Origin of the sequence: Curtobacterium sp. MCPF17_001 (genome assembly GCF_003234615.1) — a bacterium.
Taxonomy (GTDB): domain Bacteria; phylum Actinomycetota; class Actinomycetes; order Actinomycetales; family Microbacteriaceae; genus Curtobacterium.
In genome coordinates this window covers 24,207-51,095 of sequence record NZ_QKSL01000011.1, presented here as the reverse complement: position 1 = coordinate 51,095, position 26,889 = coordinate 24,207, and the positions used below count along the sequence as shown (strand labels likewise).

Annotated in this window: 24 protein-coding genes; 14 read left to right on the top strand and 10 right to left on the bottom strand. The window is 70.5% G+C overall.

Annotated elements, in window-relative coordinates; all coding sequences use genetic code 11:
• Positions 1–35: 35 nt before the first annotated feature.
• Positions 36–905 carry a hypothetical protein gene (locus tag DEJ24_RS11365; protein WP_146245977.1) on the bottom strand — a complete coding sequence of 290 codons (870 nt, stop codon included), beginning with the start codon at positions 903–905 and terminating at the stop codon, positions 36–38.
• Positions 906–1,048: 143 nt separating this feature from the next.
• Positions 1,049–2,551 (bottom strand): IMP dehydrogenase, encoded by a 1,503-nt coding sequence (guaB, locus tag DEJ24_RS11360; protein ID WP_110903515.1) that lies wholly within the window; start codon positions 2,549–2,551, stop codon positions 1,049–1,051.
• A gap of 273 nt (positions 2,552–2,824) precedes the next feature.
• Here guaB and DEJ24_RS11355 point away from each other — a divergent pair, with 273 nt between their 5' ends.
• The 12 genes from DEJ24_RS11355 (at position 2,825) to guaA (ending at position 15,755) form a co-directional block, all read left to right on the top strand.
• A complete protein-coding gene (locus DEJ24_RS11355) occupies positions 2,825–4,240 on the top strand; it encodes a branched-chain amino acid ABC transporter permease (RefSeq protein WP_258374472.1) in 1,416 nt (471 codons plus the stop codon).
• 12 nt (positions 4,241–4,252) lie between these two features.
• On the top strand, positions 4,253–5,239 hold the full coding sequence (locus DEJ24_RS11350) for a branched-chain amino acid ABC transporter permease (protein WP_110903514.1): 987 nt from the start codon (positions 4,253–4,255) through the stop codon (positions 5,237–5,239).
• Positions 5,232–6,206, top strand: a complete 975-nt coding sequence (locus tag DEJ24_RS11345; protein ID WP_111078736.1) for an ABC transporter ATP-binding protein — start codon at positions 5,232–5,234, stop codon at positions 6,204–6,206. Before DEJ24_RS11350 ends, DEJ24_RS11345 begins: the two co-directional genes overlap by 8 nt.
• Complete coding sequence (locus tag DEJ24_RS11340; RefSeq protein WP_375334705.1) at positions 6,203–7,009, top strand: ABC transporter ATP-binding protein; 807 nt, start codon at positions 6,203–6,205, stop codon at positions 7,007–7,009. The genes DEJ24_RS11345 and DEJ24_RS11340 overlap by 4 nt, the downstream gene beginning before the upstream one ends.
• A 429-nt stretch (positions 7,010–7,438) precedes the next feature.
• Positions 7,439–7,627: a hypothetical protein gene (locus DEJ24_RS11335; RefSeq protein ID WP_110903512.1), complete on the top strand. Its 189-nt coding sequence runs from the start codon at positions 7,439–7,441 to the stop codon at positions 7,625–7,627.
• A gap of 90 nt (positions 7,628–7,717) precedes the next feature.
• Positions 7,718–8,836 (top strand): GuaB3 family IMP dehydrogenase-related protein, encoded by a 1,119-nt coding sequence (locus tag DEJ24_RS11330; protein ID WP_111078735.1) that lies wholly within the window; start codon positions 7,718–7,720, stop codon positions 8,834–8,836.
• A gap of 64 nt (positions 8,837–8,900) precedes the next feature.
• Positions 8,901–10,772 (top strand): glycerol-3-phosphate dehydrogenase/oxidase, encoded by a 1,872-nt coding sequence (locus DEJ24_RS11325; protein WP_258374797.1) that lies wholly within the window; start codon positions 8,901–8,903, stop codon positions 10,770–10,772.
• A 139-nt stretch (positions 10,773–10,911) separates the two neighbouring features.
• Positions 10,912–11,442, top strand: a complete 531-nt coding sequence (locus tag DEJ24_RS11320) for a cation:proton antiporter regulatory subunit (RefSeq protein WP_110903510.1) — start codon at positions 10,912–10,914, stop codon at positions 11,440–11,442.
• 3 nt (positions 11,443–11,445) lie between these two features.
• Entirely contained in the window at positions 11,446–12,873 is a 1,428-nt protein-coding gene (locus tag DEJ24_RS11315; RefSeq protein WP_110903509.1) for a cation:proton antiporter, read from the top strand.
• A gap of 5 nt (positions 12,874–12,878) precedes the next feature.
• Positions 12,879–13,721, top strand: a complete 843-nt coding sequence (locus DEJ24_RS11310) for an SURF1 family cytochrome oxidase biogenesis protein (RefSeq protein ID WP_111078734.1) — start codon at positions 12,879–12,881, stop codon at positions 13,719–13,721.
• 10 nt (positions 13,722–13,731) lie between these two features.
• Complete coding sequence (locus DEJ24_RS11305; RefSeq protein WP_110903507.1) at positions 13,732–14,178, top strand: DUF3817 domain-containing protein; 447 nt, start codon at positions 13,732–13,734, stop codon at positions 14,176–14,178.
• Entirely contained in the window at positions 14,175–15,755 is a 1,581-nt protein-coding gene (guaA, locus tag DEJ24_RS11300; RefSeq protein WP_111078733.1) for a glutamine-hydrolyzing GMP synthase, read from the top strand. Before DEJ24_RS11305 ends, guaA begins: the two co-directional genes overlap by 4 nt.
• Positions 15,756–16,322: 567 nt before the next feature.
• Here guaA and DEJ24_RS11295 read toward each other — a convergent pair.
• Positions 16,323–17,240, bottom strand: coding sequence for a Bax inhibitor-1/YccA family protein (locus DEJ24_RS11295; protein WP_111078732.1), 918 nt, complete (start codon positions 17,238–17,240; stop codon positions 16,323–16,325).
• 297 nt (positions 17,241–17,537) lie between these two features.
• Between DEJ24_RS11295 and DEJ24_RS11290 the strand changes: the two genes are divergently transcribed.
• Positions 17,538–18,560 carry a glycerophosphodiester phosphodiesterase family protein gene (locus DEJ24_RS11290; RefSeq protein ID WP_111078731.1) on the top strand — a complete coding sequence of 341 codons (1,023 nt, stop codon included), beginning with the start codon at positions 17,538–17,540 and terminating at the stop codon, positions 18,558–18,560.
• A 36-nt stretch (positions 18,561–18,596) separates the two neighbouring features.
• Positions 18,597–21,062 (top strand): ATP-dependent helicase, encoded by a 2,466-nt coding sequence (locus DEJ24_RS11285; protein WP_111078730.1) that lies wholly within the window; start codon positions 18,597–18,599, stop codon positions 21,060–21,062.
• Between the two features lie 7 nt (positions 21,063–21,069).
• On the opposite strand, the gene DEJ24_RS11280 is transcribed toward DEJ24_RS11285, so the two are convergent.
• The 7 genes from DEJ24_RS11280 to DEJ24_RS11250 form a co-directional block, all read right to left on the bottom strand.
• Positions 21,070–21,573, bottom strand: coding sequence for a GNAT family N-acetyltransferase (locus DEJ24_RS11280; protein ID WP_111078729.1), 504 nt, complete (start codon positions 21,571–21,573; stop codon positions 21,070–21,072).
• 54 nt (positions 21,574–21,627) lie between these two features.
• Positions 21,628–22,263 (bottom strand): pyridoxal 5'-phosphate synthase, encoded by a 636-nt coding sequence (locus DEJ24_RS11275; RefSeq protein WP_111078728.1) that lies wholly within the window; start codon positions 22,261–22,263, stop codon positions 21,628–21,630.
• Between the two features lie 18 nt (positions 22,264–22,281).
• Positions 22,282–22,974 carry an NUDIX hydrolase gene (locus tag DEJ24_RS11270; RefSeq protein ID WP_111078727.1) on the bottom strand — a complete coding sequence of 231 codons (693 nt, stop codon included), beginning with the start codon at positions 22,972–22,974 and terminating at the stop codon, positions 22,282–22,284.
• Positions 22,971–24,590: a nicotinate phosphoribosyltransferase gene (locus DEJ24_RS11265; protein ID WP_111078726.1), complete on the bottom strand. Its 1,620-nt coding sequence runs from the start codon at positions 24,588–24,590 to the stop codon at positions 22,971–22,973. The genes DEJ24_RS11270 and DEJ24_RS11265 overlap by 4 nt, the downstream gene beginning before the upstream one ends.
• Positions 24,587–25,444 carry a ribose-phosphate pyrophosphokinase gene (locus DEJ24_RS11260; RefSeq protein WP_111078725.1) on the bottom strand — a complete coding sequence of 286 codons (858 nt, stop codon included), beginning with the start codon at positions 25,442–25,444 and terminating at the stop codon, positions 24,587–24,589. Before DEJ24_RS11260 ends, DEJ24_RS11265 begins: the two co-directional genes overlap by 4 nt.
• A 54-nt stretch (positions 25,445–25,498) precedes the next feature.
• Positions 25,499–26,308 (bottom strand): oxygenase MpaB family protein, encoded by an 810-nt coding sequence (locus tag DEJ24_RS11255; RefSeq protein WP_181436590.1) that lies wholly within the window; start codon positions 26,306–26,308, stop codon positions 25,499–25,501.
• Between the two features lie 63 nt (positions 26,309–26,371).
• Entirely contained in the window at positions 26,372–26,677 is a 306-nt protein-coding gene (locus DEJ24_RS11250; protein ID WP_111078723.1) for a hypothetical protein, read from the bottom strand.
• Positions 26,678–26,889: the final 212 nt, after the last annotated feature.

The following is a 26,889-nucleotide window of genomic DNA, read 5'->3' as shown; positions in this document are numbered from 1 at the left end:
CGGGGTTGCGTTTTGCGGGCCGGGCCGGGCCGGGCTCACGGACCGGTCGGGAGGCCCGCCCCCCGCAGCAACGCCTGCAAGCGACCCGGGGTGCGGACCTCCACCCACCCCCACCGGACGACCGTCCGGACATCGTGCCGGAGGAGCAGCGCCGACTGCCGGGCCTTCTCGTCCCGCACCGCCCCGGGCTCGTCGTACTTCGTCATCCCGTCGAACTCCCCGACGACGCCGTACCGCGGCCACCAGAAGTCGACCCGGAACCGCCCGAAGGACTGCTGCAGGACCGGCGGTGCGAAGCCGTCCTCGTCGAGGCGGACGCGGCTCACGGACTCACCCGGGGACTCGGCCAGCGGATCGGCGAACCGGAGTGCTCGACGTGCCCGCGTGATGCCCCGAGGCGTGGGCCAGTCGGCGAAGGCGCGGCGCAGGGTGTCGATGTCGAGCAGGCGCTCGTGCAGGACGTGGTCGAGCACCGCGACGACGTTCTCGTACGACGTGCTGCGTGCCAGGTCGACGACGGTACGCAGGAGTGACGTGACGCGGTGTCCGTCGACGGCCGACACGGCAGCGGACTCCAGGGGCGCTGCATGTCGGACGACTCGGCGCCCGGAGTGGGTCGTGCCGATGAGGGGATCGGTCACGTGCACCCGTGGATCGGGCCGGTCGACGTCGGGCAGGCCCCAGAGCAGGCCGGCGGAGCGGTGGGACAGCACACGCCACTCGCCCACGGTGGTGACCACGGCCTCCAGGACCAGTCGTTGGCGTTCCCGGACGGACGCGCGCTCCCACGCGGTCGCGTCGACGGCGGCGCCGTGCGTGACGCGGACGAGTTCCCCGCGCCGGATGCGGTGTTGCGACTCGCTGTCGTTGGAGCGGAGCAGGAGCAGTCGTGGGAGTTCGTCCATCACCCCACTGTGCGAGCGCTACCGGCGCAGGGAGCCTCGTCGCTTCGATCTGTGGAAAGTCCTCTCGCGAAACGCAACGTGGGCGGCACCTCGCAGCGGAATACCGCTGCGGAGCGCCGCCCACGTTGCGTTTTGCGGAAGGGCTAGGCGCGGTAGTTCGGCGCCTCGACGACCATCTGGACGTCATGCGGGTGGGACTCCTTGAGCCCCGCCGCGGTGATGCGGACGAACTTGCCACGGGCCTTCAGCTCGGGGATCGTGCGGCCTCCGACGTAGAACATCGACTGCCGCAGCCCACCGGTGAGCTGGTAGACGACGTTGCCGACCGAGCCGCGGTAGGGCACCTGGCCCTCGATGCCCTCGGGGATGAGCTTGTCGTCGTTCGGCACGTCGGCCTGGAAGTAGCGGTCCTTCGAGTACGAGGTCTTCTTGCCGCGGGTCTGCAGGGCGCCGAGGGACCCCATGCCGCGGTAGGCCTTGAACTGCTTGCCGCCCACGAACACCAGGTCACCGGGGGACTCGTCGGTGCCGGCCAGCAGCGAGCCGAGCATGACGGTGTCGGCGCCGGCCACCAGGGCCTTCGCGATGTCGCCGGAGTACTGCAGGCCACCGTCGGCGATGACCGGCACACCGGCTTCGCGTGCGGCGAGGGAGGCCTCGTACACGGCGGTCACCTGCGGCACACCGACGCCGGCGACGACGCGGGTGGTGCAGATCGAGCCCGGGCCGACGCCGACCTTGACGGCGTCCACACCGGCGTCGATGAGCGCCTGGGCGCCCGCGCGGGTGGCGACGTTGCCGCCGATGACGTCGATCGCGTCGAACGTCGGGTCGGCCTTGAGGCGTCGGACCATGTCGAGCACGCCTTCGCTCTCGCCGTTGGCCGTGTCGACGACGAGCACGTCGACGCCGGCGTCACGCAGAGCCTCGGCACGCTGCCAGGCGTCCCCGAAGAAGCCGATGGCGGCACCGACGCGGAGTCGGCCCTCGTCGTCCTTCGTGGCGTCCGGGTACTGCTCGCTCTTGTCGAAGTCCTTGACGGTGATGAGGCCGCGGAGCTTGCCCTCGGCGTCGACCAGCGGCAGCTTCTCGATCTTGTGCTGCGCGAAGATGGCGATCGCCTCTTCCGGGTCGATGCCCTCCATCGCGGTGATCAGCGGTGCCTTGGTCATCACGTCGCGCACGGAGGTGGTGGCCTGCTCGAACGAGGCGACGAAGCGCATGTCCCGGTTCGTGATGATGCCGACGAGCGTGCCGTCGGCCTCGACCACCGGCAGACCGGAGACGCGGAACTGCCCGCAGAGCGCGTCGACCTCGGCCACGGTGGCGTCGGGCGTGGTGGTCACCGGGTTGGTGATCATGCCCGACTCGGAGCGCTTGACCTTGTCGACGTAGGCCGCCTGGTCCGCGATCGACAGGTTGCGGTGCAGGATCCCGATGCCGCCCTGACGCGCCATGGCGATGGCCATGCGCGACTCGGTGACGGTGTCCATCGCGGCGGAGAGCAGCGGCACGTTGACCGAGATCCGCTTGGTGAGCCGGGACGCCGTGGACGCCTCGCTCGGGATGACGTCGGTGTGCCCCGGCAGGAGCATGACGTCGTCGTACGTGAGTCCGATGAATCCGAACGGATCCGGCTGGTCCATGGGTCCCCTTCGTGGGCGCGACAAGTGGTCGAGACACCGGGAACGCTGCGGTGGGCTCCGGATAGGACATGGTAACGCGCGGGCTGCGCGCGCGATTCCGGTCGCCTCCCAAGTCGCTGTACCGGCCAGACGGGAGGCTCGTCTCGGGATTGCAAATCGACGCGCCTGAGCAACATCACGGTTCCGGCACGATTTGTGCAGGGAACGTGCCGGAAACACGGGGGACACAAAAAATCCCTAGGGTCCTCGACTATCCGAACGAGAGGCTCATCCGTGGGTTCCATCACTCCGCCGGGGTCAGTGCTCGCGCACCGACTCCGCCGCGGGGCACCAGGCCGCCGTCGCCTGGTCCTCGCCGCCGTGCTCTTCCTCGCCTTCCTCGCCACCTTCGCGGTCGACTGGGCGCTCACGCCCGTCGCCGACGCAGCGACGAGCAGCCCCAGCTCCAGCAGTGCACCCGCGAGCACCGGGCCCTGCGTCGTCAGCACCTCGAACGGCTGCATCCAGGGCACCATCCTCGACTCCGACCGGAAGCCCACCGATGGCGTCGCCGTGGCGGTCACCGGACCCGGCTCGTTCACCGGCTCCTCGACCACGAACGCCGACGGACGCTGGTCCGTCAGCATCCCGGCAGCGGGGTCGTACACGGTCAAGGTCGACCAGGACTCCCTGCCGAAGGGGCAGTACCTGACCGATGCGAAGGACGCCGCCCGCACCGTCCAGGGGAACCTGAACGCCAACGCCGGCACGATCTTCCAGCTCTCCGACCAGGAGGGCGCCACGACCGACACCGCCACCACCAGCGTCACGGCCGCCCGGTTCTGGCAGCAGTTCGCCTCCGGCATCCGCCTGGGCCTGCTCATCGCCCTCGCCTCGATCGGCCTCTCGCTGATCTACGGCACGACCGGACTGTCGAGCTTCTCGCACGGCGAGCAGGTCACCCTCGGCGGACTCCTGGCCTACGTCTTCGCGAACCAGCTCGGATGGAACATCTGGCTCGCCGGGATCGTCACGGTGCTGCTCTGCGCCGCCTCCGGGTACCTGCAGGACGCCGGCATCTGGAAGCCGCTCCGCAAGCGCCGGATCAGCCTCACCCAGCTCATGATCGTGACGATCGGCCTCTCGATCGCCGCGCAGTACGCCTTCCAGTACTTCTTCGGCGCCTCGACCGTCCGCATCCAGCAGGGCAACCCCGAGACGGTGACCTTCGCCGGCATCACCCTCACCGTGCAGTCCTACGTCGCGATGGGCATCGCGCTCGTGGTCCTCATCGGCACGGGGCTGTTCCTCGCGAAGACCCGCTTCGGCCGCGCCACCCGCGCCGTGTCGGACAACCCGGCGCTCGCCGCGGCCTCCGGCATCGACGTCGACCGGGTGATCCGCTTCGTGTGGACGCTCGCCGCCGGTCTCGCCGGGCTCTCCGGCGTGATGCTCGGCCTGGTGCTCAACGGCGTGAACTGGCAGACCGGTCTGCAGCTCCTGCTCCTGATGTTCGCGTCCGTGACCCTCGGTGGCCTCGGCACGGCCTACGGCGCACTCGTCGGTTCGATGATCATCGGCATCGTCGTGGAGCTCACGAACCTGGTGCTGCCCGGTGACTTCAAGTACGCCACCGCCCTCGTCATCCTCATCCTCATCCTGCTGTTCCGGCCGCAGGGCATCTTCGGCCGTGCCGAGCGGATCGGTTAAGGGAGCACCCGCATGGACTACATCCTCCAACTCCTCAGCTCCCTGACGCAGGAAGCCCTCGCCCCGACGACCGCGGCGTTCGCCCTCGCCGCGATCGGCCTCAACGTGCACTTCGGCCTCACCGGCCTGGTCAACATGGGCCAGGCGGCGTTCCTGCTGCTCGGCGCGTACGGCTTCGCGATCTCCATCACGAACGGCCTGCCCCTCGGCCTGGCGGTGCTCGTCGCGCTCGCGATCGCCATCGTCTTCGCGATCATCCTCGGCATCCCGACCCTGCGGTTGCGCGGGGACTACCTGGCGATCGTGACGATCTCGGGTGCCGAGATCATCCGCATGGTCGGTCGGTCGAGCCTGCTCACCGACACCACCGGCGGTTCGAACGGCATCACCGGCTCCAGCTACCGCGAACCCTTCAACGCGCTGAGCTTCCTGCCGGACGGCACCACGACGATCCTCTGGTTCACTTACTCGAACAACGGGGTGAACGGCTGGTGGATCCGCATCGTCGGCTGGGGCCTCGTCGCCCTGTTCACCCTCGTGCTGTTCCTGCTCATGCGCAGCCCCTGGGGCCGTGTCGTGAAGGCGATCCGCGAGGACGAGGACGCCGTCCGCTCCCTCGGCAAGAACGTCTACTCGTACAAGATGCAGGCGCTCGTCTTCGGTGGCGCCCTCGGCGCGCTCGGCGGCATCATCTACGTCCTGCCGAGTTCGGTGCAGCCGGACGCGATGGGCCGGTCGATGACGTTCTTCATCTGGACGGCGCTCATCCTCGGCGGGGCGGCGACGGTGTTCGGCCCGGTGCTCGGGTCGGTGCTGTTCTTCGTCCTCCGGCTCTTCATCCGCACGCTCGCGGGTGACTTCATCCCGAACTCGATCATGAACGCGCAGCAGGCCGAGCAGTTCTCCTACGTGCTCGTCGGCGTCGCGCTCATGCTCCTCATCGTCTTCCGCCCGCAGGGACTCCTCGGGAACAAGAAGGAGCTGACGTTCAGTGTCTGACCCCACCGCGACCCCAGCCGTCCCCACCACCGGGACCCCCACCGCCCTCACCGCGGTGCAGCACGCCCCCGGTTCGCCGAAGCCGGACGCCATCCTCACGGTCGACAACATCACCCGCCGCTTCGGCGGCATGACGGCGGTCGACGTCGGTCACCTCGAGGTCCAGCGCGGCGCGATCACGGCCCTGATCGGCCCGAACGGTGCCGGCAAGACCACGTTCTTCAACCTGCTCACCGGCTTCGACAAGCCGTCGAGTGGGAAGGACGCCCGGTGGCAGTTCAACGGGCGGACGCTCGGCAACACGGGTGCCGCGAAGGTCGCCCGCGCCGGCATGGTCCGCACGTTCCAGCTCACGAAGGCGCTGTCCCGCCTGACCGTGATGCAGAACATGCTGCTCGGCGCGAAGGACCAGCCGGGGGAGAACTTCTTCGCCGCACTGGTCCGGCCGGTGTGGTCGAAGCGCGAGAAGGAGATCACCGCGAAGGCGGAGGACCTGCTCGACCGCTTCAAGCTCCTCGAGAAGAAGGACGACTACGCCGGGTCGCTCTCCGGTGGCCAGCGCAAGCTCCTCGAGATGGCCCGCGCGCTGATGTCCGACCCGACGATGATCATGCTCGACGAGCCGATGGCCGGCGTGAACCCGGCGCTGACCCAGTCGCTGCTCGGGCACATCCAGTCCCTGCGCGACGACGGCATGACCGTGCTGTTCGTCGAGCACGACATGCACATGGTCCGGCACATCTCCGACTGGGTGGTCGTGATGGCCGAGGGCAAGGTCGTGGCCGAGGGCCCGGCCGCCACCGTGATGGACGACCAGGCCGTGATCGACGCCTACCTCGGCGCCCACCACGACACCGACCTGGGTGACGACTCGCTCCTCACCGAGGAGACCTACGAGGAACTCGCCGACGAGGTCGCAGACGAGGACGCGGCGGACGCCGCCGACGAAGGGAAGGCGACCCGATGACGGACGCGACGAACGAGGCGGGCGTGAGCCGGGCCTCCAGTGCGGGTGCCGGTGCGACGGCGACCGTGGAACCGGTCATGCGAGCCACCGAGCTGGTCGCCGGCTACCTGCCGGGCGTGAACATCCTCAACGGCTGCGACCTGGTCTGCTACCCGGGTGAGCTCATCGGCATCATCGGCCCGAACGGTGCCGGCAAGTCGACGCTCCTCAAGGCGCTGTTCGGCCTGGTCAACGTCCGCGAGGGGTCCGTGACGCTGCAGGGCGAGGACATCACGAACCTCAAGGCGAACAAGCTCGTGCAGGCCGGCGTCGGCTTCGTCCCGCAGACGAACAACGTGTTCCCGTCGCTCTCCATCGAGGAGAACCTGCAGATGGGGCTGTACCTGCGGCCGAAGAAGTTCAGCGAGCGGCTGGAGGTCATCTACGACCTGTTCCCCGTCCTCGGGCAGCGCAAGGGCCAGCGTGCCGGGTCGCTCTCGGGCGGTGAGCGGCAGTCGGTCGCGATGGCCCGGGCGCTGATGATGGACCCGAAGGTGCTGCTGCTCGACGAGCCGAGCGCGGGCCTGTCACCGGTGCGTCAGGACGAGACCTTCATCCGCACCCGCCGCATCAACAAGGCCGGCGTCTCCGTGATCATGGTCGAGCAGAACGCCCGTCGCTGCCTGCAGATCTGTGACCGCGGCTACGTCCTCGACCAGGGGCGGAACGCCTACTCGGGCACCGGGAAGGAGCTCGCCGACGACCCCAAGGTCATCGAGCTCTACCTCGGGACGCTCGCCAAGGACGTCGACGACGCTCGCTGAGCCCGTCGACATCGCGGGTGCCGCTGTGGGGGCAGCACCCGCGACCGGTGGGGCCGTGCTGGCTGCGCGTGCGCGCCGCACGGCCCCGCTCTCGTTCCCGGTGGTGGGACGGGCGGGGCCAGACGCCCCCGTCTCGTCGAGACGCCTCCGTCTGCTCCAGGCGCCTCCGTCTGCTCGAGACGCCTCCGTCTGCTCGAGACGCCTCCGTCTCTTCGGGACGCCCCGCAGTCACTGCGACGCCGCGGGATACGGCGGCGTCTCGCACACATCGCGGCGCTGCTCGCAGACGGGGGCGTCTCGCCCGTCGACGCCGGCGTCTCGCGTGACCGGCACCGCCCGCTGACGGTGGCGCCTCGTGGGACGCGCACCGTGCCTCCAGCCCGGACGGGAGGCCCGCCCCGCGACGGACGCGTCGGGTACCGTTCCAGCGTGCAACGCTTCGCGGACCGCGCGATGGACGCCCTGGTGTGGGTGGTGTTCGTCGTCCTCTTCATCGGTGCGGCCCTGCTCGTCAAGGTGGCCGCCGCGCTGCTCGTCGTGCTCATCGTGCTGGCGCTGCTCCTGGGGTTGACGCTCCGGGTGCTCCGCCGGGGGCGTGCGGCTCGACCTCCCCGGTGAGACACGGTGAGCCCTCGGTGAATCGCTCCCGCTCAGCCCCCGGACCGTCCGGCCGTGCCACCCGCGCAGCCCGCCCGGTAGGGTTGCCGGGTGAGCGAAGTCGAGATCGGTGCAGGCAAGCGCGGACGTCGGGCGTACGCGTTCGACGACATCGCGGTGGTCCCCTCCAGGCGGACGCGTGACCCGCGTGACGTCAGCGTCCAGTGGTCGATCGACGCGTTCACCTTCGAGTCGCCGATCCTGTCGGCACCGATGGACTCCGTCGCCTCGCCCGCGACCGTCATCGAGATGGGGCGTCTCGGCGTCCTGGGGGTCCTGGACCTCGAAGGCCTCTGGACCCGCTACGAGGACCCGGAGCCGTACCTGGCCGAGATCCGCTCGCTGACCGACGGCAACGTCACGAAGCGCATGCAGGAGATCTACGCCGAGCCGGTCAAGGCCGAGCTGATCACCCGTCGCCTGGCCGAGATCCGTGCCGCCGGCGTCCCTGTCGCCGGTTCGCTCAGCCCGCAGCGGACCGCCGAGTTCTCGCAGACCGTCGTCGACGCCGGTGTCGACCTGTTCGTCATCCGCGGCACCACGGTCAGCGCCGAGCACGTCTCGCAGAACCAGGCGCCCCTCAACCTCAAGAAGTTCATCTACGAGCTCGACGTCCCCGTGATCGTCGGCGGTGCCTCGACCTACACGGCGGCGCTGCACCTCATGCGCACCGGTGCCGCGGGTGTCCTCGTCGGCTTCGGCGGCGGTGCGGCCTCGACGACCCGTGCGGCCCTCGGGATCCACGCGCCGATGGCGACCGCGGTCGCGGACGTCGCCGGTGCCCGTCGTGACTACATGGACGAGTCCGGCGGCCGGTACGTGCACGTCATCGCCGACGGCGGCCTCGACACCGCCGGTGACGTCGTCAAGGCGATCGCGATGGGTGCCGACGCGGTCATGCTCGGCACGGCCCTGGCCCGTGCGCAGGAAGCGCCGGGCGGCGGCTTCCACTGGGGTGCCGAGGCGCACCACCCGGAGCTGCCCCGTGGCCGTCGGGTCGAGGTCGGCACGATCGGCACGCTCGAGAGCATCCTGAACGGCCCGACCCCGTCGTGGGACGGCCGCGCCAACCTGGTCGGCGCCCTGCGTCGCTCGATGGCGACCACCGGATACTCCGACGTCAAGGAGTTCCAGCGAGTAGAAGTGGTCGTGGCGCCGTACCACCGCTGACGGCGGTGCGCCCGCGGAGGTCCTGCGGGTGCCGCTCCGGTGCCGATCGGCGACGGAGGCGAGCATGACAAGCACGGTCACGGGCGAGAAGGCACCCCGCGGAGCATCCAGCACGGCGGGGTTCGACCCCGCGACGAAGCTCGGCCCCGATGAACGCGACGCCGCCATCGAGACGCTGAAGTCCACCGAACTCGACGTCCTGGTCGTCGGCGGCGGCATCGTCGGTGGTGGCGCAGCGCTCGACGCCGTCACGCGCGGCCTGTCGGTCGGGATCGTGGAGGCCCGCGACTGGGGCTCGGGCACGTCGAGCCGGTCGTCCAAGCTCGTCCACGGCGGCATCCGCTACCTCGAGCAGCTCAACTTCACCCTGGTCCGCGAGGCCCTCATCGAACGCGGTCTGCTGCTGCAGCGAATCGCCCCGCACCTGGTGAAGCCGGTGCGCTTCCTCTACCCGCTCAACCACCGGGTGTGGGAGCGCTTCTACATCGGGATCGGCATGGCGATGTACGACGTGTTCAGCTGGTCCGGCGGCCGTCCGCCCGGGGTGCCCCACCACCGGCACCTCACCCGGACGCAGGTGCTCCGCTCGATGCCGTCCCTGAAGAAGGACGCCTTCGTCGGCGGCATGACGTACTACGACGCCCAGGTCGACGACGCGCGCTACGTCGCCGCACTCGTCCGCACGGCGGCCTCGTACGGCGCGCACGCTGCCTCCCGGGTCCGGATCGAGGGCTTCATCAAGGTCGGTGAGCGGGTCGTCGGTGCCCATGCGCACGATATCCAGACCGGTGAGCACTTCGACATCAAGGCGAAGCAGGTCGTCAACGCGACCGGCGTCTGGACCGACGACACCCAGGCGATGGTCGGCACCCGTGGGCAGTTCAAGGTCCGCGCGTCGAAGGGCGTGCACCTCGTCGTCCCGCGCGACCGGTTCCAGTCGAACTCGGGAATGATCCTCCGCACCGAGAAGAGCGTCCTGTTCGTGATCCCGTGGGGTCGGCACTGGCTGATCGGCACGACCGACACCGACTGGTACCTCGACAAGGCGCACCCCGCAGCGACCGCGGCGGACATCGACTACATCCTCGAGCACGTCAACGAGGTGCTGGCCGTCCCGCTCACCCGCGAGGACGTCGAAGGCGTCTACGCCGGACTCCGGCCGCTGCTGGCGGGGGAGTCCGAGGCGACGTCGAAGCTCAGCCGCGAGCACGTCGTCGCGCACACCGCCCCGGGTCTCGTGGTCGTCGCCGGCGGCAAGTGGACCACCTACCGCGTGATGGGCAAGGACGCCATCGACGAGGCCTCCGCCGCGATGGACGGCAAGATCCCGGAGTCGACGACGCAGGACATCCCGCTCCTCGGCGCGGAGGGCTACCCCGCCGCCTGGAACAAGCGGGCACGCACCGCGAAGACGTACGGCGTGCACAAGGTCCGCATCGAGCACCTGCTGAACCGGTACGGCACGCTCGCGACCGAGGTCCTGCAGCTCGTCGAGGACGACCCCTCGTTGGCCGAGGCGCTGCCCGGGGCTGACGACTACATCGGTGCCGAGGTCGTGTACGCGGCCTCGCACGAGGGCGCCCTGCACCTGGAGGACGTCCTGGCCCGCCGCACCCGCATCTCGATCGAGGCGTGGGACCGTGGCGAGTCCGCAGCGCCCGTCGCCGCGCGGCTCATGGCCGGGGTGCTCGGCTGGGACCAGGAGACGACCGAGAACGAGGTGTCGAACTACCTCAAGCGCGTCGCGGCGGAGCGCCAGTCGCAGCTCCAGCCCGACGACGAGTCCGCCGACCGCGTCCGGCTCGAGGCTCCCGACATCGCGTTCGGCTTCGAGGAGGACGACGTCGTCGTCGGCGGGGGCCGCTCGAGCGGCGCCGAGGGCGCCACGGCGGACGACGAGCAGGTCGTCGGCGAGAAGACGACCGAGCCCAGCTGACCTCAGCTGTCCCCGGTTCCGACGGGAGGCCCGTGGCGACACCGCCACGGGCCTCCCGTCCGTCCGGACGACCTGTGGACGACGGAATGGACAGGCCCTGCCGGTGGTTAGCATGGGAGTCCTGGGAAAGGGAGCCATCATGGTCGACGTCCATCGCGTCAAACTCCCCGGCGTCGGCGTGCTGCACAGCTTCTACACCGACGACGGTGGCAAGTGTGGTGTCATCACGCACCGGTCGGGTCACTCCGACCTCATCTCGTTCGCGGACGTCGCCGACGGCGCGGACAAGTCCGAGAAGGTCTCGCTCCGCCTCAGTGAGGACGAAGCGCACACCCTCGCCGAACTCCTCGGCGGCACCCGGATCACCGAGGGCCTCGACAAGCTCGACGAGATCCCGGGCCTCTCCATCGACTGGTTCAGCGTCGACTACGACGACGCCATCGCGGGCAAGCCCCTCGGCGACCTGCACGACTCGGGCTTCATCGGCCTGACCGTCGTCGCGGTCGTGCGTGGCGACAGCGCCAACCCGGCCCCCTCGTCGGACTTCGTCGTGTTCCCCGGGGACACGATCGTCGTCGCGGGTGCGCCGGAGAAGGTCGCGAAGGCGTTCTCCTTCTACCGCAGCGGTCAGTTGGCAGCGGCCGCTGCCGAGGCGCCGCCCCGGAGCTAGGGGATGCACCTGGGTGGTGAGCTGCTGACCATCGGCGGCCTGTTCCTCATCGCCTACGTCCTCGGGCGGCTCGGCAAGACCATCGGTCTGCCGGCGATCCCGGTCTACATGGTGGTCGGGCTCATCGCGAGCCCGCACACCCCGTGGATCGGCCTGAGCGTCGAGTCGCACACGATCGAGCTGATCGCGACGTTCGGCCTCATCCTGCTGCTCTTCAACCTCGGGTTGGAGTTCGATCAAGAGGAGTTCTACGGCAACGCCGGCAAGCTCCTGGTTTCCGGCGGCACCTACGTCGCGATCAACATGGGCGTCGGCTTCGCGTTCGGGTTCTCGCTCGGCTGGGGCACCCGAGAAGCCCTGATCATCGCCGGCATGACAGCGACGTCGTCGAGCGCGATCGTGACGAAGCTGCTCATCGAGCTCCGGCGCCTGGCCAACGACGAGACCCCGATGATCCTCGGCGTCACCGTGATCGAGGACGTCTTCATCGCCGTCTACCTGGCGATCGTCTCCGTGGTGCTCTCCGGCGACACCAACCTGTGGGCGGTGATCGGCAAGCTCGGGCTGGCGTTCGGCTTCCTGATCGTGATGTTCAGCCTGGCGCGCTGGGGTGGCAAGCAGGTCTCGAAGATCTTCGCGACCCGCGACGACGAGCTCTTCACGATCCTGTTCTTCGGGCTCGCGGTCATGTTCGGCGGCATCGGGGACCTGCTCGGGGTGACCGACGCCATCGGCGCGTTCGTGATCGGACTGCTCTGCGGGGCCACCCGCTACCGGGACCGCATCGAGCAGCTGGCCCTGCCGATGCGCGACGTGTTCGCGGCGTTCTTCTTCGTCAACTTCGGGCTCGGCCTCGACGTGTCGACGTTCGGCGAGGTGCTCTGGCCCGTCGCCGGTGCCATCGGCATGACCGTCGTGCTCAACGCGGTCGCCGGGCAGCTCGTCGCCAGGATGAACGGCTTCAGCGTCCAGCAGGGCATCAACACCGCCGTCATCCTGGTGAACCGGGGCGAGTTCGCGCTCATCCTGGCGACCCTGTCGGCGGCCGCCGGACTGGAGGAACGGATCACCGCCTTCGCGGGCCTCTACGTCCTGGTGATGGCCGTGTTGGGACCGCTGCTCGCCGTGAACTCCGACCGCATCGGCCGACTGGTGCTCCGCCCGGGTCGGGTGCGGAAGCTCCGTGGCCGCGAACTCGCCGCCGCCCAGGCCGCGGCCGCACGCAAGGCCGAGCGGGACGCGAAGTTCGCCGAGGAGATCGCCCTCGTGGAGGCTGCGGGCAGGGAAGAGCGCGACAATGGTGCACCGGAGACGACGCCGTCGCGCGAGGAGCCGGTCACGCCGGAACCCGTGAGCGCGAGCACGTCGTCGATCGAGGTCCCCGCCGAGCGTCCCGAACGCCCGGCCCGCGTACGTGATCCGGAGTACTGATTCAGATGTGGGCCGTTGCCCGACGACCGAGGTGGATCGCGCTGCTGCTGCTGGCGATCATCCTCGCTGGCGTGTTCGCCGCACTCGGCAAGTGGCAGCTCGAGCGCAGCATCGAGAACGGCAAGCCACTGCCGGCGTCGACCGAGACACGGAAGACCCTCGACGACGTCACCACCCCGGAGAAGCCGGTCGGGTCGGCCCTCGCCGGCCAGAAGGTGACGGTCTCCGGGCGGTTCGTCGCCGGTGACACGACGGTCCTGACGGGCCGCAGCGGGGGTGGCCAGTTCCAGACCGTCGGCCACCTGGTCGACGACGCGACGGGTGCGAGCCTCCCGGTCGTGATCGGCTGGTCCGACCAGCGTTCCGCCGCCGTGGCCGGTGGCGACCGCCTGGCCGGTGACGCGACGATGACCATCCGCGGCCGGTACTACCCGGCGGAGTCGCCCGACCAGGACACCTTCGAGCAGCACGAGTACTCGGCCGTGGCACCGGCCCGGTTCGTGAACACCTGGAAGGCGTTCGACGACCGGATGTACGGCGGCTACGTCGTCGCCGACCGGACCACCGCAGACGCCGCCGACCTCGGCACCATCGCCGACCGGGCACCGACGCGCGAGGTCCAGTTCGACTGGCTCAACCTCTTCTACGCGGTGGAGTGGGTCGTGTTCGCCGGGTTCGCCGTCTTCCTCTGGTACCGCTTCGTGAAGGACGCATGGGAGCGCGAGCAGGACGAAGCCCGCGAGGCCACCGAGGCCGCCGCCGCCGATCCTGTGGACGACGACGTCGAGCCGGTGGACGAGCCCGCGGTCCCGGTGGACGACGCCCGGGCCGAGCCGGGTCGCCGGTAGGATCGACCACATGGCTCTGACCGTCCGGACGCGCGACATCCCCAAGATCCCCGGGGCCGTGCGGTTCTACCGCATCTCCGCGTACGTCACCGGCGTGCTCCTGCTCGCCCTGGTCGTCGAGGTCGTCATCAAGTACACCCCGATCCAGCGTGAGATGCAGCTCGGCGGCGGCGCGTTCTTCGTCCCGAACGGTACCGCCGGTGAAGCGCCCGGCACGTTCAACCTGTCGATCGCGATCCTCATCGCACACGGGTGGCTGTACGTCGTCTACCTGTTCGCGGACTTCCGTCTGTGGAGCATCATGCGCTGGCGTCCGACGCGCTTCCTGCTCATCGCACTCGGCGGCGTGATCCCGTTCATGTCGTTCGTGGTCGAACACCGCATGCAGCAGGCCGCCATGACCACCTACCACGAGCTGACCGCGCAGCAGTCGCGGGAGAAGGAGAGCGCTCGGTGAGCGAGACCGAACAGCGTCCCGTCCTCGTCGTCGACTTCGGCGCGCAGTACGCGCAGTTGATCGCACGACGTGTCCGCGAGGCCAACGTCTACAGCGAGATCGTCGCGCACTCCGTCACGGCGGACGAGATCCGGGCGAAGAACCCGGCCGCGATCGTCCTGTCCGGAGGCCCGTCCTCCGTCTACGAGGACGGCGCACCGTCCCTGGACGGCGAGATCCTGGACCTCGGCATCCCCGTGCTCGGCATCTGCTACGGCTTCCAGGCCATGGCGAAGTCGCTCGGCGGTGAGGTCGCGAACACCGGCCTCCGCGAGTACGGCGCCACCGCGGTGACCGTCAGCGGCACCGACAGCGTCCTGCTCGGCGGCCAGCCCGCAGCGCAGACCACGTGGATGTCCCACGGGGACGCCGTGTCGAAGGCACCCGAGGGCTTCGAGGTCCTCGCCTCGAGCGAGTCCACCCCGGTCGCCGCGTTCGCCTCCGACGAGCGCAAGCTCTACGGCGTGCAGTGGCACCCGGAGGTCAAGCACTCCGCGTTCGGCCAGGCCGTGCTCGAGAACTTCCTGCACCGTGCCGCCGGGCTCCCGGGCGACTGGAACTCCGCGAACGTGATCGAGGAGCAGGTTTCTCGGATCAGGGAGCAGGTCGGGTCGGCGCGGGTCATCGCCGGGCTCTCCGGTGGTGTCGACTCCGCCGTCGCCGCGGCCCTCGTGCACAAGGCCGTCGGCGACCAGCTCACCTGCGTCTTCGTCGACCACGGGCTCCTCCGCGCGGACGAGCGCAAGCAGGTCGAAGAGGACTACGTCGCCTCCACCGGCGTGCGCCTGGTCACGGTCGACGCCCGCGAGCAGTTCCTCGACGCCCTGGCCGGCGTCAGCGACCCGGAGCAGAAGCGCAAGATCATCGGGCGCGAGTTCATCCGCACGTTCGAAGCCGCAGCGGAGGCGCTCGTCCTCGAAGCGCGCGCGTCCGACGGCGACGCCGAGGTCAAGTTCCTCGTGCAGGGCACCCTGTACCCGGACGTCGTCGAGTCCGGCGGCGGATCGGGCACCGCGAACATCAAGTCGCACCACAACGTCGGCGGGCTGCCCGACGACATGACGTTCGAGCTCGTCGAGCCGCTGCGCACCCTGTTCAAGGACGAGGTCCGCGCGGTCGGTCGCGAGCTCGGGCTCCCCGAGGTCATCGTCGGACGCCAGCCGTTCCCCGGCCCGGGCCTCGGCATCCGCATCGTCGGTGAAGTGACCGCGGAGCGGCTCGAGATCCTCCGTGCCGCCGACGCCATCGCGCGCGCCGAGCTGACCGCGGCCGGCCTCGACGACGAGATCTGGCAGTGCCCGGTCGTCCTGCTCGCCGACGTGCGGTCGGTCGGGGTCCAGGGCGACGGCCGCACCTACGGGCACCCGATCGTGCTCCGTCCGGTCTCGTCCGAGGACGCCATGACCGCCGACTGGACGCGCCTGCCGTACGACGTGCTCGCGAAGATCTCGAACCGCATCACGAACGAGGTGCGCGACGTCAACCGGGTCGTGCTCGACGTCACGTCGAAGCCGCCGGGGACGATCGAGTGGGAGTGATCCTCCCCTGACGCCCGAGGGCCCGGTACGCGCTGCGTGCCGGGCCCTCGCTCGTCCTGCTGGGTCGAGTCGTGCCTCCCGCCCGTCGCCCGCCCAGCCCGGCCGCCGAGGTCGCACGTTCTGCCGTCGGGCCGGCTCGCTGACGGCAGTTCCCGCGACCCCGGCGAACCGGCCGCGGCATGTCGTGCGACCTGGCGGCGGACGGGGCTGGCGTGCGGGGGATGCTGCCGGCGCTCTCGGGGTCGCACGATCTGCCGCTCGGGCGGGTGGACGGCGGCGGGTTGAGCGACCTCGGCGAACCGGCTGCGGCGTGTTGCGCGACGTCGGCGGGCAGACGTGCCGGACGGGAGGCGCGGGCCGGGCCCGCCTGCCGCGCCCGGCCCGTTCCGCCGAGCGGTCACACGTCGTCGTTCTGGCGGGTAGTGAGCGACGATCCGTGACCGCTCGGCGGAGGTGAGCGGGGTGTCGTGACCAGTCGGGCGCCCGCCGCCGCCCGCGCCCGCCGCCCGCCCGGGAACGACGACGGGCCCCGGCAGAAGCCGGGGCCCGTCGTGTCGAACAGGAACGCTAGTTGCGGGAGCTGCTCGCGACGATCGCCAGGATGCGCAGGATCTCGAGGTAGAGCCAGACCAGCGTGACGATGAGGCCGAAGGCGGCCGTCCATGCGTAGACGCGCGGAGCGCCGCGCTCGACACCGGTCTTGATCTGGTCGAAGTCGAGGATCAGCGAGTACGCCGCCATCAGCACCACGAAGATGCCGATCAGGACACCGAGCGGGATGCCGAACAGCGAGACGCCGAGGAGCCCGAACGCGCTCTGGGTCACACCGGTGAACATGAGCACGATGTTGACGAGCGAGAACGCCATGTAGCCGACCATCGCGACCAGGAAGAACCGGGTCAGCTTGGGGGTGGCACGGACCTTGCCGGACGAGAACAGCAGCAGCGTGACGGCGAAGACACCGAGGGTGCCGAACACCGCCTGCGTGACGATGCCGTCCCACATCGTGTTGTACATCCCCGAGATGCCACCGACGAAGAGGCCCTCGAAGAAGGCGTACGCCAGCACGAGTGCCGGCGACGGCTTCTTCTTGAAGGTGTTCACCAGGGCGAGGACGAACCCGACGATCGCGCCGACGATCCAGACCACGGGCGGCAGGTTCCAGCCGGCGACCGCGCCGACGAGGAGCACGCCGAACGCCAGGAGCGTCTTGACGATGGTGTCCTCGTACGACATGCGCCCGGTGTCGACCTTGTCGGCCGAGGGGCGGTCGTACATGTCCCGGAGCTGGTCGGGCGACATGCCGGGCTGCTGCGGTGCCTGTCCCCAGCCGGTCTGGCCGTACGGGGCCTGCGGGTAGCCGCCCTGCTGCGGGTACCCCTGCTGCGGGTAGGCGCCCTGCGGTGCGTTCGAGCCGGCGCCCCATGCGTTCCGGCCCGCGTCGTTGAAGGCGGGGGACTGGTCGAAACCGGGCTTGAAGGCCATGGTGTCCTCTGATTTCCTCTGGTGTGGAGTCGTGGATCCGGTACCCGGGTGGCATCGGTTCGTGGGCTCGTGACGGAGTGCGGCGGTGCCGTTCCTTCGTGTCCTCACAGCCTACGGGCCGTGGGGCCTCGATGGCTGAGGATCCGCGGGAAGCGGAACCGGCATCCGTGCTCCTGCGCTGGAGCCTATTGACGGTCTCTGGCGGTCCACCGTGGGATCTCCGCACGCTCGCTGAACGTCCGCGGGACCTCGGTCCCGAGGGCCCGGCGTTCACCCGCGCTCCGTATCGTCGCCTGCATGCAGCCGCTCGTCATCGCCCACCGTGGAGCCTCCGGGTACCGTCCCGAGCACTCCCGCAGCGCCTACGAGCTCGCGATCGAGCTCGGCGCGGACGCCATCGAGCCGGACCTCGTGCCGACGAAGGACGGTGTCCTGGTCCTCCGGCACGAGAACGAGGTCTCCGGGACGACCGACGTCGCCGACCGACCGGAGTTCCGTGACCGCCGCACCACGAAGACGATCGACGGGCACCGGTTCACCGGCTGGTTCACCGAGGACTTCACCTGGGACGAGCTGCGCACCCTGCGGACCCGTGAGCGCCTGCCGGAGTTGCGCCGGGCCTCCCGGCAGCACGATGGCGAGGACACGGTCCTGCGGTTGGAGGACCTGCTCGCGATCCTGGACGCCGCACCGCGGCGGGTCGCGCTCGTCGCCGAGGTGAAGCACGCCAGCGCGTTCGCCGCGGCCGGGTTCCCGATGGCGTCGCTCCTCGACGGCGTCCTGGGTACCGCGGGCTGGCGCGGCGACGACCGGCTGACGGTCGAGTCGTTCGAGAAGGGCGTCCTCCGGCAGGTCGCCGAACAGGGCACCGGTGCGCGGCTGGTGTACCTCCAGGAGGCCCGTGGTGCGGCCGCTGACGAGGTCGCCGACGCCGGTCCCGCCGCCACCACCTACGCCGACGAGCGGACCGACGCCGCGCTCGCGCGGCTCGCGGCCGAGTTCGACGGCATCAGCGTCGACCTGCCGACGCTGATGGCGGGCGTCGACACCCGGGCGGTGGACGATCCCGGCCCGGTGCGGAGCGACGTGGTCGAGCGTGCACACGCGGCCGGCCTCGCCATCTACACGTGGACCCTGCGGCCGGAGAACCGGTTCCTGCCCGCTGCCCTCCGTCGTGGCGGCGAGCTGGCGGCGCTCGGGGACTGGGAACGGTGGTTCACGTCGGTCCTCCGCACGGGCGTCGACGGGGTCTTCGCGGACCACGCCGACCTGGCCGTCCGGGCCCGATCGCTCGTCGCGGAACCCTCCGACCGGGCCTGATCGGACGTCGGGGGTCGCGCCTAGACTGTCTCGGACATGACGATCGTGCTCGACCCCTCCGACCCGACGCCCGGCCGCACCGACGGCGCGGGTGCGCGTGACCGTGCCTACGAGGACCCGTTCACCGCGGGCCTGAACCCCCAGCAGAAGGAAGCCGTCGAGTACCGCGGCGAGTCCCTGCTCATCGTGGCCGGTGCCGGCTCGGGCAAGACGAGCGTGCTCACCCGTCGCATCGCGTTGCTCCTGGCGAACCGGGAAGCCTGGCCGTCCCAGATCCTGGCGATCACGTTCACCAACAAGGCCGCGGCCGAGATGCGCGAGCGGGTGCAGGCCCTGGTCGGCCAGGCCGCCGAGGGCATGTGGATCTCGACGTTCCACTCCGCGTGCGTGCGGATCCTCCGGCGTGAAGCCGAACGGTTCGGGTTCCCGCAGTCGTTCACGATCTACGACTCCGCGGACTCCCGGGCGTTGCTGAAGCGGATCATCAAGGACCTCGAGGCGGACACCCTCGGGCTGACGGTCGGGGCCGCGGCGGCGAAGATCTCGAAGCTCAAGAACGAGCTGCAGGACATCGACACCTACGCCCGTAACATCAACGCGAGCGACCCGCAGGAGGTCATGTTCACCGAGGTGTTCCGTCGGTACACGAACGAGCTGCGGCGGGCGAACGCGTTCGACTTCGACGACCTCATCGGCCAGACGGTGTTCCTGTTCCGGGCGTTCCCGGAGGTGGCTGCGCTGTACCAGCGTCGCTTCCGTTTCATCCTGGTCGACGAGTACCAGGACACCAACCACGCGCAGTACTCGCTGATCCGGGAACTCACCAGGCCGGTGCCGGTCGAGCAGGTCGACCGTCTCGAGGACCAGGGGCAGCACGTCGCCCGGATGCGGGAGACCGACGGATCGATCGCCGGCGCCTCGCTGACGGTCGTCGGTGACTCCGACCAGTCCATCTACGCGTTCCGCGGGGCGGACATCCGCAACATCGTCGAGTTCGAGCGCGACTTCCCGAACTCGAAGGTGATCCTGCTCGAGCAGAACTACCGATCGACGCAGAACATCCTCGACGCCGCGAACGCCGTCATCTCCAACAACTTCGACCGGCAGGCGAAGAGCCTGTTCACCGACGTCGGCGCCGGCGAGAAGATCGTCGGCTTCACCGGGTACACCGGCCACGACGAAGCCCAGTTCGTCGCGGACGAGATCCAGCGCCTGCACGAGGACGGCATGGACTACCGCGACATGGCGGTGTTCTACCGGACGAACTCGCAGACCCGTGCGCTGGAGGAGATCTTCATCCGGGCGGCGATCCCCTACCGGGTGCTCGGCGGCACGAAGTTCTACGAGCGCGCCGAGATCAAGGACGCGATGTCCTACCTGATCACGGTCGCGAACCCGGCCGATCCGCTGTCGCTCCGCCGCATCCTCAACGTGCCGAAGCGCGGCATCGGCGCCGTCACCGAGACGACCCTGCAGCGGTACGCCGACGAGCACGAGGTCTCGATGCGCGAAGCCCTGCGGCACGCCGACGAGCTCGGCTTCGGGCCCAAGGTCCGGACCGCCATCACCTCGTTCGCGGTGCTGCTCGACGACGTGTCGGCGAAGGCCGCGGACCAGCCGGTCGTGGACACCCTGACGCAGCTGCTCGACGGGTCCGGTCTGCTCGAACAGCTCCGGAAGTCGCCGGACGCGCAGGACGCGGCCCGTGCGGACAACATCGACGAGCTCGTGGCCGTGACGCGGGAGTTCCAGAAGAACAACCCCGAGGGCACGCTGTCCGACTTCCTCACCGAGGTCTCGCTGGTGGCCGCGGCCGACGAGCTCGACGACTCCTCCGGCACGGTGTCCCTGATGACGCTGCACACCGCGAAGGGCCTGGAGTACGACGCGGTGTTCCTGACCGGCGTCGAAGAAGACCTGCTGCCGCACCGGATGTCCGCGAACGAGCCCGGTGGCCCGTCGGAGGAGCGCCGTCTGTTCTACGTCGGCATCACCCGCGCGAAGAAGGTCCTGTTCCTGTCGCTCGCCATGACCCGGGCGCAGTTCGGCGACGTCAACGTGGCGATGCCCTCGCGCTTCCTGCAGGAGATCCCCGAGGGGCTCATCGAGTGGAAGCAGTCACCGGGCATGGCGAACAGTCGTGGTGGCACGCAGCCCCGCGCGATCAACGCCAAGCGTGACGGCGGGTTCGGCGGCTCGGGCGGTGGCGCCGGTGGCGGTCACCGCGGCGGGGGCGGCTGGGGCAGCGGTTCCTACGACCGTGCTGCTGCTGCCGCGAAGACCCGTCCGAAGACCGAGTGGGCGAATCGGGTGTCCGGGCAGGTCCGGGACAACGGGGACATGGAACTCGCTGCCGGTGACCGGATCTCGCACGTCGACTTCGGGCAGGGGACCGTCTCGGCGGTGACCGGTCAGGGTGCGAAGCGGATCGCCGAGATCGCCTTCGACACCGCGGGGCGGAAGAAGCTCCTCATCAAGATCGCACCGATCGAGAAGCTCTAGCCGGACGTCAGCGGACCATGCGCGCCGCGACGAGCGCGTTGTCGCCGAGGTGTTCGGTCTTCGTCGCGCCGTCTCGGCGGAACCCGTTGCGGGCGTAGAACGCCTGCGCACGAGGGTTGTCGTCCGCGACCCAGAGGAACGCCGGCGCGTCGGAGAGCACCGCGTCGAGGAGCATCTGGCCGGCCCCGGACCCGTACGCGGAGGCCAGGACGTAGATGCCGGTGAGCTCGACGTCCCGGACGGAGTGATCGTCACGCCCCGGCCCGGCGGTCGCCCAGCCGATGACGACTCCGTCGAGCTCGGCGACGGCGACACCCGTACCGGCCGCGCTCGCACCGGCGATCGTGCGCCGCCATCGGTTGGTGCGGGCGACGGGGTCGAGCGATGAGAGGAACGCGGCGGGCAGCAGGTGGGCGTACGCCTCGCGCCAGGCCTGGACGTGCACGTCGGCGATGCCCGGGGCGTCCGCTTCCACCGCGGTCCGGACGGTGATGCGTGCTGCGGCCGTCATGGTCCGACGCTACCGCAGCGTCGCCCGAGCCCGGGGCGCGCACTGCCCGCTGCGCTACGGCTGCAGCCGCGTCGCGGTCCAGCTCTCGCCGGCGTGCACGTACTGCAGGCGGCGGTGCATCCGGTCGCGGCTGCCGTGCCAGAACTCGACGGTGTCGGGCTCCAGGCGCCACGCGTCCCACAGCGGCGGCCGCGGCACGTCGTCGTCGGACTCGGCGAGGAGCTCGTTGGCGTCGTCGATCAGGTCCTGCAGGGTCCGCGGTTCGAGCACCGCGGACTGGTCGGCGATCGCGGTGGCGGCGCGGGACTTCGGCGAGCGGTCGGCGAACAGGGCGTCGGACTCCTCGTCGGAGAGCTGCACCACGCGGCCCTCGAACCGGAGCTGCTGCATCGTCTCACGCCAGTACACCTGCAGGGCGGCGTGCGGGTTCTCGGCGAGCTGGCGGCCCTTCGGACTCTCGGCAGAGGTACCGAACACCAGCCCGCGGTCCTCGATGCGCTTGACGTCGACGGTCCGGGCACTGACCCGGCCGTCGGCGCCGGCGGTCGCGAGCGTCATCGACATCGGCTCGGACACCTCGTGTTCACCGGCCTGGTCGAGCCAGAGGCGCGCGAGGTCGAGCGGCGATGCGGGAGGCGCGTCGAACTCGGGCAGGTGCAGGGACTCGTCCCCGGACAGCGAAGCAGACATGCGCCCACTCAACCGCGCTCAGTCCGTCCACGTCCAGGCTGCCGGGGGACGCCCGCCCCGCCCGGCACCGGAACGGACGACCGGTTCCGCCGCGGGGTCGAGCCGGGTCAGTGCCGGGTTCGTGCGGAGCGCCCGGTTGAGGTTGCCCGGGTCCGGTGTCACCCCGGTCAGGGCGACGACGAGCCGTGCCGCGTCCGGCGTGGTGAAGCGCTCGCCGAGCAGCGCCCGGGTGAGCGGTCCGTCCGACCAGAGCCGGGTCCGCGCGTGGTCGAGCGCTGCCGTGATGATCCGGTCGTGGTCGAACGGCAGCCCGAGCGGCAGCCCCACCGCGTCGTGCCAGACCACGGCGTCGGAGACAGCGGCCGTGCCGGCGGTGACCGCGAGGAACGCGATGCTGATCGCGGCGCTCCGCGGGTCCCGTTCGGGTCCGTCGAACGCCCCGATCTGGGCGAGGTGCCGGACCGCCGCCGCGTCCGTCCCGGTCTTGGTCCGCAGCGCGCGTCGCGCACCGTCGGCGAGGAGTTCCGGACCGTCCAGGAGCACGCCGGGCAGCGCCTCCCGTCCGACGAACGGTTCGTACCGCCGCCTGGCGGTGGCGACCCGGAGGCCACCCGGATCGACCCCGTCACCCGTGTCGTCGAACGCGACGAGGACGACGTCCACGGCGATGAGCGGCTGGTCGCGGACCGCCGCCGGGGCGGCCCCGGTCACGCGGTCGCCGCCGCCGGGGCGGTGTCGGTGCCGGCGGCAGCTGCACGTCGGGCGGCACGGTCGGCCCGCTCCCGACGGAGCGTCTCGCGGACGTCGGCGAAGGACTGGAGGACCGTGAACCGCCCGTCGACCCACACCGGCTGGAGCAGGCTGGTCGCCTCGTCCTCCGGCGTGGCCTGGTCGGTCTGCCGGATCTCACCGGTCGCGTCGCGGTGCAGGGCGATCCGGCCCTTGGCGCTCTTCTTGCCGCTGCCGGTCTTCGGGTCCTTCTGGATGTCGACCGGTTCGCCGTCGACCAGGGCCCAGGTGGCCTTCACGGCGCTGCCGAGGTTGTCGCGGGTCATGAACTGGTACGTGTACGACCCGATGCCGAGCACCACGTTGTCGCTGGCGTAGCCCTTCGCGGCGAGGCGCTCGTAGATCCGGCGGGCGCGGTCGAGGGTGATGCTGTCGCCGTAGATGACGCCGATGTGCTGGTCGAGGACCTTGTAGCCGCGCTCGTTGACGGTGTGGCCGAACAGCTCGTCGAGGAGTTCGACGACGCCCTTCTGCTCGTCGCTGCGGTCGGCGGCGAACAGCTCGGCCTCGTCGACGCCGTGCACGGTGCCGGTGACGATGTCGACCGGGTCGCCGGAGTCCGGGCGGATGACGAGCTTGCCGTCGCGGGCCGTGATGCGCTCCTTGAGCTGCGGGAGCACCTCGGTGAGGACCTTGAACAGGTCGAAGCCGTCGCTGACCGCCGAGACGATGCCGGTCGGGTACACGTCGAGGATCTGTTCGAAGGTCTCGAGCTCCCCGTCGGCGCCGCGGACGCACATGACGCTGTGCTCGGTCGCCGGGACGCTCGCCGCCACCCAGCCGTTGTCGCCGGGGTAGTAGCGGGCGATGTGGTCGAGCGTCGGCATCGAGTCGGTGCCGAGGAACGAGAGCAGGTGTCCGGCGCCGGATGCCGCGGCCGACTCGATGCTGGTCTGCCCGCGGAACGAGAAGTCGTGCGCGGCGAAGTCGATGCTCGCCGGGTCCGCGCCGGTCCGTTCGGCCCAGTCCTCCATGAGGTCGCGGTACTCCAGGGCCTTCGTCGCGACGGTGGACGGGTGCCAGATCGATGCCGACAGTGCGGTCTCGATGTAGTTCGGCAGCCAGGAGAACGCGTCGACGGTGTTCTCGACGGTCAGGGTGGCCACGCCGATCGGGGCGAGGGTGCCCTCGGGCAGGGCGCGGATCTCGAGCGGCAGGTACCCGAGCCGGTGCAGGGCGCGGACGTGGTCGACGCCGATGGAGTTCGGGCCGAAGTACCCCTCGAGTGCCTGCTGGAACAGGTCGCACACCAGGTCCTCGTCGGCGGCGAAGAACAGCGCCCACGCCTCGACCAGGTACCGCTGGACGAAGGCCTGCAGGCCGAACACGACCGCGTGCGTCGAGTCCGGCATGTGGGCGTTCGACCGGTTGGTCCAGTTGATCAGGATCCGCGTGGTGCCCTCGGGGTAGAGCTGCCGGTGCGAGTGCTTGTAGCCGTCGACGGCCAGGAGCGGGGCGATCGGGCTGGCGGTGGTGATCCGCGGGTCGAGGCCGGTGGTCGTCGTGGCGGTGGTCGTGGTCGTGCCGGCGTTCGTCATCGGATATCCTCGGTGAGGTACGGGGTCAGGGGGACGGTGCGCAGGCCCTCGATGGCGTTCTGCGCGGGGTACGAGTCGGTGGTGACGATCTCGCCGAAGTGGTCGCCGAGCTGCGCGGCCCGGCCGGAGAAGACACCGTGCGAGACCCAGAGGCCCAGCCGCTCCTTCGGCAGCCCGGTGCTGCCCGCGAGGCCCATGAAGGTGCCGCCGCCGTCGCAGATGTCGTCGACGACGAGGAACCGACCGGTGTCGGGGAGCGGTTCGCAGCTGAAGCCGTCGAGCTTCCCGGTGTCCGGGTTGCGGTGCTTCTCGGCGCGGTACACCGGCAGGCCGCAGGCGTCGGCGGCCGCGGTGGCCCGGGCGACCGCACCGGCGTCCGGGGCGATGATGCCCTGGTAGCGCTGGTCGGTGCCGGGTGCGCCGACGACCTCGTCGCGGACGATGCGGTCGCTGGTCACCACGGTCAGGTGATCGACGAGGCCGACGATGACCGGCGAGTGCGGGTCGAACGCGATCACCTGGTCGATGTGGAACCCGTTGATGACGTCGGCGTAGACCTTCGCGCCGAACGGCAGGCCACGGTCCTGTCGGGCACCGGGCAGGTAGGGGACGAGGGCGACCGATCGCGATCCGCGCTGTCGGACCGCGTCCGCCCACATGCCGAGCATCACCAGGTCGTCGCCGGAAGTGCCGCGCAGGGTCGCGACCTCGACGAGGTCGGGGGCGCCTGCGGCGTCGCCTTCGGGACCTGCGGCGACCTTGACGTGCGCTTCACCGGCGGGGAACCGCATCGTGGTGAACGTCGGGGTGACCGGCTGGCCGGAGCGGGTCCGGGTGCTGAGTTCGACTGCCATGACCCGACCGTACCACGGTTCTTGTCGTATTGACAAGAAAGGGCTCGACCCCCTTCAGTGCGCGGAGTACCGGCGTGCGGTCCGGTGCATCGCACGGATGAGCAGCGGTCCCGGCAGTCGCAGCAGCGCGCCGGGCAGCACCGCGCGGAACAGCCGGAGGCCCGTCACGGTCCGGCGGAAGCGTCGAGCCTCGCGCGGCCCCCACGCGAAGCCGTACTGCGACCGCACCGCCGCGGGCAGCATCCCCACCGTGACGATCCGCACGACCGGCATCGCCGCGCGCACCCATCCCGGCGCGTGTCGCGGGTGCAGCAGGTCGCGCACCACACCGCGGGCGTCGTCCGTCACCCGGAGCTGCGCGAGCGACGCGGCCCAGTACTGCTCGAAGGCCGGCATCGAGTCCGGCCACCGCTCGGCCGGGACCCGCAGGGCCGTCGCGATCGGCGCGTAGGCACGGAGCACGTCCTCGGCCCGTGCGTCGTCGACGGGTGTGCCGAGCAGGCGGTGGGTCCGGATCGCCGAGTCGACGAGCGTGGCCGCGACCCAGAGCTGCCGGTCCGGGTCGTCGGCGCCGGTCACCGGGCGGTGCGCGTGGGCCACGAACGAGGCTGCGACGGCAGCGTCCTCGGGGGTTCCGACCACGACCGCGTAGACGTACATCAGGGTGTGTGCCAGGCGCTGCTGCGGTCGCCTGGCGAAGTCCGAGTGGCGCCGGACCCCGGCCGCCACCACGGGATCGGCGATCTGCAGCAGGATCGCGCGCCCGCCCGCCACGACGGGCGTGCTGTCGGCGAGGAACCGGCGGAGCGCGCAGCTCTGGTCGTGAGCAGGGGACGGACGGGAGGCCCGGCGCGCGTCGCGCACCGGGCCTCCCGTCCGTCGTCCGGTCACGGTCAGCGTCGTCCTGTCAGGTCGGCGTCGGGCAGCTCAGAGCGGCTTCGTGCCCAGGTCGCCGCCGAGGTCGGGACGCTCGTCGCCGTGCTCCCACATGTCCGGGGAGCCCTCGTTCGGGGCGCCGCCGGTCGGGCCGTCGTCGGTGCCGTCACCGAGCTGGGGCTCGACGGTCTCGCCGGCGACGGCGTCGTTCGTGACGGTCTCGAGCGCCTCTTCGGCGTCGTCGGTCTCGAAGCCGCCGACGTACTCGCGGTCGACGTCGTCGGCGCGGCCCTCGTCGTCGGAGTCGCTGACGCCGTCGCTCAACTCGTCGCCTGGGGTGATGCCGGGGTCGGACATGGTCGCTCCTGTCGGTCGTCGTGGTGATGCGTGTGGGAAGGATCTGCGGTGCGCGTCTGCCGTGCGCGGTCTGCCGTGCGCGGTCTGCGGTGCGCCGTCCTGCCCACCGGTCCTTGGTACCCGGGTGTCGGTGGGAGTGTGCGGTGCCCGGGGGACGCACCGGGTCGCTCGGCGCACCGTCGGAGCTCCGCGGAACCGATCGTGGCCGGTTC

What these genes read in the sequence shown, in the direction of transcription:
- DEJ24_RS11365 (WP_146245977.1), bottom strand. Translation starts at nt 905, where the DNA reads ATGGACGAACTCCCACGACTGCTCCTGCTCCGCTCCAACGACAGCGAG.
- guaB (WP_110903515.1), bottom strand. Translation starts at nt 2,551, where the DNA reads ATGGACCAGCCGGATCCGTTCGGATTCATCGGACTCACGTACGACGAC.
- DEJ24_RS11350 (WP_110903514.1), top strand. Translation starts at nt 4,253, where the DNA reads ATGGACTACATCCTCCAACTCCTCAGCTCCCTGACGCAGGAAGCCCTC.
- DEJ24_RS11340 (WP_375334705.1), top strand. Translation starts at nt 6,203, where the DNA reads ATGACGGACGCGACGAACGAGGCGGGCGTGAGCCGGGCCTCCAGTGCG.
- DEJ24_RS11325 (WP_258374797.1), top strand. Translation starts at nt 8,901, where the DNA reads ATGACAAGCACGGTCACGGGCGAGAAGGCACCCCGCGGAGCATCCAGC.
- DEJ24_RS11320 (WP_110903510.1), top strand. Translation starts at nt 10,912, where the DNA reads ATGGTCGACGTCCATCGCGTCAAACTCCCCGGCGTCGGCGTGCTGCAC.
- DEJ24_RS11315 (WP_110903509.1), top strand. Translation starts at nt 11,446, where the DNA reads ATGCACCTGGGTGGTGAGCTGCTGACCATCGGCGGCCTGTTCCTCATC.
- DEJ24_RS11310 (WP_111078734.1), top strand. Translation starts at nt 12,879, where the DNA reads ATGTGGGCCGTTGCCCGACGACCGAGGTGGATCGCGCTGCTGCTGCTG.
- DEJ24_RS11305 (WP_110903507.1), top strand. Translation starts at nt 13,732, where the DNA reads ATGGCTCTGACCGTCCGGACGCGCGACATCCCCAAGATCCCCGGGGCC.
- DEJ24_RS11295 (WP_111078732.1), bottom strand. Translation starts at nt 17,240, where the DNA reads ATGGCCTTCAAGCCCGGTTTCGACCAGTCCCCCGCCTTCAACGACGCG.
- DEJ24_RS11290 (WP_111078731.1), top strand. Translation starts at nt 17,538, where the DNA reads ATGCAGCCGCTCGTCATCGCCCACCGTGGAGCCTCCGGGTACCGTCCC.
- DEJ24_RS11285 (WP_111078730.1), top strand. Translation starts at nt 18,597, where the DNA reads ATGACGATCGTGCTCGACCCCTCCGACCCGACGCCCGGCCGCACCGAC.
- DEJ24_RS11280 (WP_111078729.1), bottom strand. Translation starts at nt 21,573, where the DNA reads ATGACGGCCGCAGCACGCATCACCGTCCGGACCGCGGTGGAAGCGGAC.
- DEJ24_RS11275 (WP_111078728.1), bottom strand. Translation starts at nt 22,263, where the DNA reads ATGTCTGCTTCGCTGTCCGGGGACGAGTCCCTGCACCTGCCCGAGTTC.
- DEJ24_RS11265 (WP_111078726.1), bottom strand. Translation starts at nt 24,590, where the DNA reads ATGACGAACGCCGGCACGACCACGACCACCGCCACGACGACCACCGGC.
- DEJ24_RS11260 (WP_111078725.1), bottom strand. Translation starts at nt 25,444, where the DNA reads ATGGCAGTCGAACTCAGCACCCGGACCCGCTCCGGCCAGCCGGTCACC.
- DEJ24_RS11250 (WP_111078723.1), bottom strand. Translation starts at nt 26,677, where the DNA reads ATGTCCGACCCCGGCATCACCCCAGGCGACGAGTTGAGCGACGGCGTC.